The organism is Streptomyces albicerus (assembly GCF_008905045.1).
Taxonomy (GTDB): Bacteria; Actinomycetota; Actinomycetes; order Streptomycetales; family Streptomycetaceae; genus Streptomyces; species Streptomyces albicerus.
In genome coordinates this window covers 1-9,637 of record NZ_VWMY01000155.1, presented here as the reverse complement: position 1 = coordinate 9,637, position 9,637 = coordinate 1, and the positions used below count along the sequence as shown (strand labels likewise).

General features: G+C 70.5%; 5 protein-coding genes. All 5 read left to right on the top strand.

Annotated features, from left to right (window positions below; genetic code table 11):
- Window positions 1–127 precede the first annotated feature (127 nt).
- Complete coding sequence (locus GAS53_RS53885; protein ID WP_151485148.1) at window positions 128–2,392, top strand: bifunctional glycosyltransferase/CDP-glycerol:glycerophosphate glycerophosphotransferase; 2,265 nt, start codon at window positions 128–130, stop codon at window positions 2,390–2,392.
- 60 nt (window positions 2,393–2,452) lie between these two features.
- Complete coding sequence (locus GAS53_RS53880; protein WP_151485147.1) at window positions 2,453–3,394, top strand: class I SAM-dependent methyltransferase; 942 nt, start codon at window positions 2,453–2,455, stop codon at window positions 3,392–3,394.
- 177 nt (window positions 3,395–3,571) lie between these two features.
- On the top strand, window positions 3,572–5,695 hold the full coding sequence (locus tag GAS53_RS53875; RefSeq protein WP_151485146.1) for a bifunctional glycosyltransferase/CDP-glycerol:glycerophosphate glycerophosphotransferase: 2,124 nt from the start codon (window positions 3,572–3,574) through the stop codon (window positions 5,693–5,695).
- Window positions 5,696–5,779: 84 nt separating this feature from the next.
- Window positions 5,780–8,002: a bifunctional glycosyltransferase/CDP-glycerol:glycerophosphate glycerophosphotransferase gene (locus tag GAS53_RS53870; protein WP_151485145.1), complete on the top strand. Its 2,223-nt coding sequence runs from the start codon at window positions 5,780–5,782 to the stop codon at window positions 8,000–8,002.
- Window positions 7,999–9,363 carry a hypothetical protein gene (locus tag GAS53_RS53865; RefSeq protein ID WP_225859710.1) on the top strand — a complete coding sequence of 455 codons (1,365 nt, stop codon included), beginning with the start codon at window positions 7,999–8,001 and terminating at the stop codon, window positions 9,361–9,363. Before GAS53_RS53870 ends, GAS53_RS53865 begins: the two co-directional genes overlap by 4 nt.
- The last annotated feature ends 274 nt before the right edge of the window (window positions 9,364–9,637 follow it).

Genomic DNA, 9,637 nt, shown 5'->3' with positions numbered 1-9,637 from the left:
GGGCGGGCCGCCATCGGCCCGCCCCTCCACGTTCGTCCGGGGTCCCCCACATGCCGCATTCGGCGTAACCCGGCCACCCCTTCGGCCGTTTCCGGGCAGTATGCCCGCGCCGACCCATGGATGTCCCTTGCCCCGGTTCAGTGTCATCGTCCCCGCGTACCAGGTGCAGGCGTATCTGCACGAGTGCATGGCATCGGTCCTGGAACAGTCCTTCGGCGATCTCGAGCTGATCGTGGTCGACGACTGTTCGCCGGACGCCTGCGGCGCGATCGCCGACGAGTTCGCGACCCGCGACCCGCGCGTACGGCCCGTGCACCTCGACGAGAACGTGGGCCTCGGCCCGGCCCGCAACGCGGGTATGCGGTACGCGACCGGCGACTACCTGATCTTCCTGGACGGCGACGACAGCCTCACCCCGGACGCGCTGCGGGCGATCGCCGACCGCGTCAAGGAGACCGGCGATCCGGACGTCCTGGTCTACGACTACGCGCGCGCCTTCTGGTCGGGCGAGACGGTGCGCAACGTACAGGCGGGCCAGCTCACCGAGAAGGGTCCGGCACCGTTCCGCCTCGACGACCGGCCGGGGCTGCTGAACGTCATCATGGTCGTGTGGAACAAGGCGTACCGCCGGGAGTTCATCGAGCGGGAGGGCTTCACTTTCCCGCCCGGTTACTACGAGGACACTCCCTGGACGTATCCAGTTCTGATGGCCTCCGAGACCATCGCGACGCTCGACCGCGTCTGTGTCCACTACCGCCAGCGACGTCAGGGGAACATCCTCGGCACGACCAGCCCCAAGCACTTCGACATCTTCGACCAGTACGACCGGGTCTTCGCGCATCTCGACGCGCACCCCGAACTGGCGCACTGGCGCCCGGCCCTGTTCCGCCGCATGGTCGACCACCTCTCGGCCGTGTTCCTCCATCGCGACCGGCTGCCGCGCGGCTCCCGGCCCGAGTTCCTGCGCAAGGCCCGTGCCCACTACGGCCGTTACCGCGTACGAGGCACGCGCATCCCCTCCCGCACCCGGCTGCGGCACGCCCTCGTACGCCTGGGCAGCTATCGCACGTACCGCACGCTGTGGGCGGCGACGCGGCTGAAGAGACGCGTCTCGGGACTGGTGGGGGCGTTGGCCCGCACCGTCCGGGCGGGCGCGCTCCGGCTGCACTACAGGATCCAGCTCCGGCTTCCTGTCCAGCCGGACCGGGCCGTGTTCGCCGGCTACCGGGGGCGCGGTCACGGCTGCAACCCCGGGGCGCTGGAGGACGCGTTCCGGACGTACGCGCCGGGCGTGCGCACCGCGTGGATCGCGGACCCGGAGTTCCACCACACGATCCCGACGGGGACGCGCAGGCTGACGCCGGGCACGGCCGCGTACTGGACGGCGCTCGCCCGCTCCAAGTACCTCGTGAACAACGTCGACTTCGACCGCCGGCTGGTCAAGCGGCCGGGCCAGATCCTGATCCAGACGCACGCCGGAACCCCGCTCAAGCGCATGGGCCTGGACCTCCAGGACCGTCCGGCGGCGGCGCGCGGCACGGACTTCGCCGAGCTGCTGCGCGGCGCCGACCAGTGGGACTACTGCCTGTCCGGCAACCGCCACTCCACGCTCGTCTGGGAGCGCGTCTTCCCGTCCGGCTACCTGACGCTGGAGTACGGCCAGCCGCGCAACGACGTGTTCCAGCGGGCGACGCCGGCGGACGTGGCCCGGCTGCGCGAGAGCCTCGGCATCCCCAAGGGCGCGATCGCCGTCCTGTACGCGCCGACGCAGCGCGACTACCGCCGCGCCCAGTGGGTCACGCTCGACCTGGAGCGGATCCTGCGGCAGCTCGGCCCGCGCTACGTCCTGCTGACCCGCGCGCACCACGCGTACACGACCCCGCTCGCCCACAGCGGCGGCCGACTGATCGACGTGTCGGACCATCCGAGCGTCGAGTCGCTGTGCCTCGCCTCGGACGCGCTGGTCACCGACTACTCCTCGCTCATGTTCGACTACGCGAATCTCGACCGGCCGATCGTGATCCACGCGAACGACTGGGAGGCGTACGAGGCGGCCCGCGGGACCTACTTCGATCTGCGCGCGTTCCCGCCTGGAGCGGTCGCGCGCAGCGAGGACGAACTGATCGACATCTTCGCGACCGGCCACTGGCGCGGTTCGCGCTCCGCGCAGCTCAGGGCCGCGTTCCGGGAGCGCTTCTGCCCCTACGACGACGGGCGCGCCGCCGAGCGTGTCGTACGCCGTGTCGTGCTCGGTGAGACGGCCGGACTGCCCGCGGTGGTGCCGCTGGAGGAGCGCCGTCCGGTGCCCTCGGCAGCGGCCCGACCGGCCGCCGAACCGCTCGCCACCGTTCCGACATCCGGAGTTTCCGTTCCCGTCGTTGACAGACCCTGAAGCACTCCGATCCGATCCCCCAACACAGGAAATCCACAGACCCCGTTGTACGGAGTACTCATGACCCCCAGCACCACCGAACTGCCCCGTCCCAAGGCCCTGTCGGAGGTCAAGGGCTGGTTCCGTCCCGTCGACCAGCAGTTGTTCGACTGGTTCCTGTCCGGGCAGCTCGACCGCGCTGAGCCGGGTGACCTGCTCGAGCTCGGCGCGTACATGGGCAAGAGCGCCATTTTCATGGCCTCCTATCAGCGCGAGGAGGACGCCTTCACGGTGTGCGACCTCTTCGACTCGCCCGCGTCCGACGACGCCAACAGCAAGGAGATGAACAAGTCGTACTCGACGCTCACCCGGCGGGCCTTCGAGGCCAATTTCCTTTCCTTCCACGAGAAGCTGCCGGAGCTCATCCAGGCCCCGAGCTCGGTGGTCGCCGACCGCGTCAAGGACGACAGCTGCCGTTTCGCGCACATCGACGCCTCGCACCTGTACGAGCATGTCTGGGGGGACATCGAGGCCGTGCGCGACATCCTCCTGCCCGACGGGGTGGTCGTCCTCGACGACTACCGCGCCGAGCACTGCCCGGGCGTCGCCGCCGCCACCTGGGGCGCGGTCGCCGCACTCGAGCTGCGCCCCATATGCGTGACCGGTACGAAGTTCTACGGCACCTGGGGCGACCCGGAGCCGCTGCGCGACGCGCTGCTGGAGTGGCTCTCGGGCCGTGACGACATGTGGCACGAGGTCCAGCAGGTGGCGGGCTACGGAATGATCCGGATCGACGGCAAGAAGGCGACCGAGCCGAAGCACCCGGTGTCCCGGCACGCGAGCGGCCCCGAGCCCGTCCGGCCGACCGCACCGGCCAAGCCCGCGGCTCCGTCCCGGCCCACCCCGACCCGCCCCACCACGGCGATCGCACCGGCCCGCCCCAACCGCGCCCGCAAGCTCGCCAAGGACCTGCTGCCCCCGATCGTCACGAGGGCCCTGGTCAAGAGCCGCCGCAGGAGCTGACGTCTGCCGGGGCGGGGGCGGGACTTGGGCCGGGGGCGGGCCCTGTCCCGCCCCCGCCCCGTCAGGGGCGCGGGGAACGGCGCGACCAGCCCCCACCGACCCGCACATGCCCACCGGACCCGCGGAGCGTTCCGCAGGGGACGGCAGCACACAGCAACAGAAAGAGCACCACAGCACATGCCCCGCTTCAGCATCATCGTCACCATCCAGGACGTCGCGGGGCGGCTGCCCTCAATACTCGACTCGGCCCTCGCCCAGTCCTTCACCGACTTCGAACTGATCCCGGCCTGCGAGACCGCGGACTCCCCGGCGTCCGGCGTCGCCGCGGAGTACGCCGAGCGGGACTCCCGGATCGTCACGGTCACCGGCTCACGTGACGCCGGGTTGCGCGCAGCCACAGGCACGTACGTACTGTTCCTGGGCGCACGTGACGTACTGACTCCGGGCGCACTGACGGCGATGGACACCCACCTGCGCGAAACCGGCGAGGTGGACGTCCTGCACCTCGGCCACGAACAGGTGCCGTGGTGGGACGGCGAACCGAAGACGGAGCTGTTCGAGAACGGGGACCCCACAGACGTACGCCTGCCGGTCTGGGCCACCGCCTACCGCCGGACGTTCCTCGCGGATCACCAACTCGCCTTCACTCCAGGCAACTTCACGGACCTCGGCTGGTCAGAACTGGTGAGCCTCGCGGCAAAGGAGACCGCCGCACTGCGCACGGTCTGCGTACGACGTCACGAGCGGCGGCAAAGCACCAACAACAGGGCACCCGGCGGGCGCGCCGAACTCCTCGACCAAGTAGAGCTGGTGCTCAACTCCGCAGCCGAACAGAGCCTCCCCGAGGGGCGGTTGCAGGCCCTCTTCGACCAGCTCTTCGCCGAGGTTCTCGACACGGCGACCGAACCCGGCCTCCGCAGAGTCTTCTTCCGCCGAGCGGCAAGGCTCTACCGCCGCCACCGCCCGCCGGGCCACCGCACCGAGGGGCTGCGGAACCGACTGCTCGCGTGCGGGGCATTCACGGCGTTCCGCGCACTCCTCGGCGTCAACCAACTCGCCGCGAGGGCACGTTCGTACGCGGCCCGCATCGCCCGCCGCAGGCGCCCGTACGCGCGATACCTCCGCAAGCCCGTCGACGAGAACCTCGCCGTGTACGCCGCCTACTGGGGCCGCGGCTACGCCTGCAACCCGGCCGCCATCCACCGCAAGGCGCGCGAACTCGCCCCGCACATCAGGTCGGTGTTCCTGGTGCGGGAGCAGGAGCTGCCGCACATGCCCGAGGACGTGGAGAGCGTGGTGATCGGGAGCAGGCGGTACTGGGAGGTGATGGCGCGGGCCAAGTACGCGTTCAACAACGTCAACTTCGAGACGGCCGTGCGCAAACGCCCCGGGACCGTGCATGTCCAGACGCACCACGGGACGCCGCTGAAGCGGATGGGCGTCGACCAGATCGAGTACCGGGCCGTCGCGGCGGCCACCGGGAACTTCGGCCGGCTGATGCGGCGAGTCGACCGCTGGGACTACTCGCTCTCCTCCAACGCGCACTCCACGGAGGTGTGGTCGGGCGCCTACCCCAGCTCGTTCCAGCACCTAGAGTACGGCTATCCGCGCAACGACCGCTTCTACACGGCCGATCCGGGCGAGGTCACCGCGATCCGTGAGCGGCTCGGTATCCCCGAGGACCGGGTGGCGCTGCTGTACGCGCCGACGTTCCGCGACTATCCGCGTGACGTGTCGGCCCAGTTCGACCTGGCGCGCTTCTGCACCGAGCTGGGTCCGGAGTTCGTGGTGCTGCTGCGGGCCCACTACTTCCTCGACGGCAACGCGGATCTCCAACAGGCCGTGGCGGCCGGTCAGTTGATCGATGTGACGTCTCTGCGGGAGACCGAGGACATCTGTCTGGCCTCGGACGCGCTGATCACGGACTACTCGTCGATCATGTTCGACTACGCCAACCTGGACCGCCCGATCGTCACGTACGCCGACGACTGGGACGTCTACCGGGACACGCGGGGCGTCTACTTCGACCTGCTGTCCGGGCCGCCGGGCCATGTCGCCCGTACGCAGGACGAGTTGATCCAGGTCTTCACGACGGGCGAGTGGGCGGACGAGCGGTCCGCCGGGCTGCGGGCCCGGTTCCGGGAGCGGTTCTGCCAGTTCGACGACGGACGGGCCGCCGAGCGGGTCGTACGGCGGGTTCTGCTCGGGCAGCCCGAGGAGGAGCTGCCGCCGCTGATCCCGCTGGGGGAACGCCTCCCCGTGCCCGCTGCCACACCACGGCTGCGCACCCCGGCGCTCTGACGCCGCTGTCGTCAGGTGTCGTCAAGTCCCTTGGGATCCCCGCAAGTTCCGGAATGCCCGCAAGTTCTCCGACCTGGAAGTGCCATGCCCCGCTTCAGCATCGTCGTGCCCGTTCACAACGTGCAGGGCTACCTGCGCGCATGCCTGGAGTCGGTCCTCGACCAGTCGTACGGCGACTTCGAGCTGATCGTCGTCAACGACTGCTCCCCGGACGGGAGTCCGGCGATCATCGACGAGTTCGCGGCCCGCGACGAACGGGTCGTGGCGGTCCATCTGCCCGTCAACGGCGGCATCGGCCCGGCCCGCAACCACGGCGCGAAACTGGCGCGGGGCGAGTACCTGCTCTTCCTCGACAGCGACGACAGCTACACACCCGGCACCCTGCGGGCGATCTCCGAGCGCATCGAGGCGACCTCGCGGCCGGACATCGTCCTGTTCGACTACGCCCGCACGCACTGGCAGGGCTCGGTGAAGCGCAACCGGGACGCGGCGGTGTTCGGCGCGCCGGGCCCGGACGTGTTCACGGTCGCCGAACGCCCCGATCTGCTCGACCTGTTCACGGTCGTCTGGAACAAGGCGTACCGCCTCGACTTCTATCGCGAGGGCGGTTTCACCTTCCCCACCGGGTTCTACGAGGACGCGGTGATCGTCTACGAGACGTTGTGGACGGCCCGCACGATCACGCTCGTCGACCGGGTCTGCGTCTATTACCGGCAGCGCCGCCAGGGCAACGCCATGCGCACACCGAGCCGGGAGCACTTCGAGGTGTTCGCGCAGTACGAGCGGCTGTTCCGGTTCATCGAGGAGCGGCCGGACCTGGAGCGGTGGCGCGGCTTCCTCTACGACCACATGGCGGACCACTATCTCTTCATCCTCCGCCGGCAGGACCGCGTACCGCCGTCGGCCCGCCCCGAGTTCCACCGGCGGGCGGCGCGGGACCTGCGCGCGTACCGCCCGAGGGGCCACCGACTCGCCGCGCGGATCCCACGTAGGTCCTTCACTCTCCTCGCGCGGGCTCCGTACGTCCTCTACGCCCTGCATCGCGCGGCCGCCGTGAAGCGCGCCGGCCTGCGCAGGCGCTACCGGGTCTGGCGCCGACGGCTGCGCAGGGTGCTGCTCGCGCTCCACAGACGGCTGGTCCTGCGGCGCGCGCTCGACCCGAACCTGGCCGTGTACTCGGCCTTTGCGCACCGGGGCGTCCTCGGCGACCCGGCCGCGATCCACCGCAAGGCGCAGGAGATCGCCCCGCACATCCGGGGTGTGTGGGTGGTCGGGAAGGAGTACGTGGACGCGCTGCCGCCGGGGATCGAGCACGTCCTGCCGGGCAGCCGCGCGTACCGGAAGGTGACGGCGAGGGCCAAGTACCTGGTCAACAACGTCAATTGGGCGAACGATCTGGTGAAGCGCGAGGGCGCCGTCCACATCCACACCCACCAGGGCACGCCGCTGAAGTCGATGGGCGCGGATCTGCTGAAGTACCCCGGCGCGCGGCGCGGTTTCAGCGTCCCGAAGATGCTGTGGCGGGCCGACCGCTGGGACTACAGCCTGGTCGCCAACCCGCACTCGGAGCTGGTCTGGGACCGCGCGTACCCGTGCGACTTCGTGTCCCTGCGCACCGGCAGCCCGCGCAACGACTGCCTGGTCCGGCTGGAGCCGGGCCGGCGGGAGTCCGTACGGGAGGGACTGGGCGTCCCGGACGACCGCACGCTCATCCTGTACGCGCCGACCAACCGCGATCACCGGCAGGGCGGTTACGCGCCCACGTGCGACCTGGAACGCCTGGTGGCCGGGCTGCCCGGCGACCACGTGCTGGCCGTCCGCCTCCACCCGTCACTCGCCCGGCACCACGAACGTGGCCTGGAACTACGGGACTTGGTGCGGCGCGGCCTCCTGTTGGACGTCACCGACGAGCCGAGCGTCGAGGACCTGATGCTCGCTTCGGACACGCTGGTCACCGACTACTCGTCCCTGATGTTCGACTACGCCCACCTCGACCGGCCGATCGTCCTGCACGCCTACGACTGGGACACCTACCTCGCGGGGCGTGGCACGTACTTCGACGTCACGAAGCGGCCGCCGGGCCATGTCGCTCGGGACGAGGACGAGTTGGCGCGACTGTTCGCGTCGGGCGCGTGGCGGGACGAGGAGTCGGCGCGGCTGCGGGCCGCCTTCCGGGCACGGTTCTGCGGGTACGACGACGGTCGGGCGGCGGAACGGGTCGTACGGCTGCTGATGCTGGGCGAGGACATGGCCGTACCCACGGTTCCCGCGCCCGGTGTCCCGCGCGACCTGCTGGCCCGCTCATGAGGGCTCGCCCCGCCGTGTGGGTGCTGTTCCTCGCCGCCCTCTTCGGCTGCCTCCAGCTCGCCAACGTCACCGGACGGGACACGCCCGACAGCCGCAACTACCTGTCGTACGCGCTGAGTCTGGGCGGTGCGGACAAGGCCGAGGCGACGGACCGGACGATCGCGTATCTGTGCGCGAGCCGGGGTGAGACGGCCTCGCGGAACCACAGCGTGGACGTGCGGCGCTTCCGTACGCCCGATCCGGGGCCGAAGGTGCGGGCGGAGTGCCGGAGGTACTACGAGGAGCGTGTGGGGCGGCGGCTGCGGGCGGGGCAGACGTCCGGGTGGACCGCGCCCTTCATGAGCGAGCGGTTCATGCGGATCTTCGAGGTGCGGCCCGGGTATCCGCTGCTGCTCGTGCCGTTCGTGACGGTGCTCGGGGTGACGTGGGGGGTGTGGGCGGCGGGGGTGGTCGTCGCGGCGGTCGGGGGTGCGCTGGTGTACCTCGTCCTGCGGACGGTGGGCGCTCCGGTCGAGCTGTCGTTGACCGGGCAGGCCCTGTACTACGTGCTGCCGACCGGGGCGACCGCGATGCGGCCCATGACCGAGGGCACGATGATGGCGCTCACGTTGGCCGTGGTGTGGGGCTGTGCGCTGGTGCTGCGCGGACGGCGGGCGGGTGGGCTCGTGGCGGTCTCGCTGGCTCTGCTGTTCGCCGTGAAGCACTCGCAGGCGCTGTTTCTCTCGGTGAGCCTGAGTGTGGCCTTCTGCCTGATCGGGCTCTGTCGGCGGCGGGCGGGGCGACCGGTGGGCTCCGCCGTGAAGACCCTGCTGAAGGTGACGCTGGGTGCGGCCGTGGGCGTCGTCCTGCTCTCCCGGCTGCTCCCCTATCCGTCCGAGTCCGACAGCCTCCAGGACCTCCTCACCGACCACTTCAACCGGCCCGATCGGGAGCGGCCCTGGCCCGAGTTCCTGCGGCTGGAGGCGAGCTTCTGGGCGGAGTGGCTACGGCGTCAGCTGGTCAAGCCGTTGCTTCTGGTGCTGTTGGCTGTCGGCGGGTGGGGGGCTGTTCGGCGGCAACCTGCCTTTGGGGTGGTGCTGGTCGCTGCGGCGGGGACCGGGGTGCTGGCCGTTGCCGCGCACCCCGACATCAGCATTGACCGGCTGATGGTGATGGTGTGGCTGGTGCCGGTGGTGGGGGTGCCGTTGTTGTTGACGGGGTATGTGCGGGACGGAGTGCCGGGGGAGGTTTTTCGCCCCCGCCGCCCCTACCCGTCCCATCCCTCCGGGGCTCCGCCCCAGACCCCGCTTCCCGGGGGCCGGCCCCCGGTCCCCCGCTCCTCAGACGCCGGAGGGGCTGAAATTACTGGCGGCCGGGGGTGAATTGTGGGGGTGGGTTGCTTGTTGGTCGCTGGTTGCCGGTTGCGTGTTGTCGGGTGCGGGTTGTGTGTGGCTGGTCGCGCAGTTCCCCGCGCCCCTTATGGGGCGCCCATGCCAGGCCGAGCCAACCCGTCACCACCAGCCTGTCCGGCGTTTGAGGACGAGGCCGTTCAGGCCGATAAAGCGGGGGGCTGGGGGCGGCAGCCCCCAGGGATGGGACGGGTAGGGGCGGCGGGGGCGAGGAAAAGGTTCTACTCGACGACGATCTCGACCGGGA

What these genes read in the sequence shown, in the direction of transcription:
- GAS53_RS53880 (WP_151485147.1), top strand. Translation starts at nt 2,453, where the DNA reads ATGACCCCCAGCACCACCGAACTGCCCCGTCCCAAGGCCCTGTCGGAG.
- GAS53_RS53875 (WP_151485146.1), top strand. Translation starts at nt 3,572, where the DNA reads ATGCCCCGCTTCAGCATCATCGTCACCATCCAGGACGTCGCGGGGCGG.
- GAS53_RS53870 (WP_151485145.1), top strand. Translation starts at nt 5,780, where the DNA reads ATGCCCCGCTTCAGCATCGTCGTGCCCGTTCACAACGTGCAGGGCTAC.
- GAS53_RS53865 (WP_225859710.1), top strand. Translation starts at nt 7,999, where the DNA reads ATGAGGGCTCGCCCCGCCGTGTGGGTGCTGTTCCTCGCCGCCCTCTTC.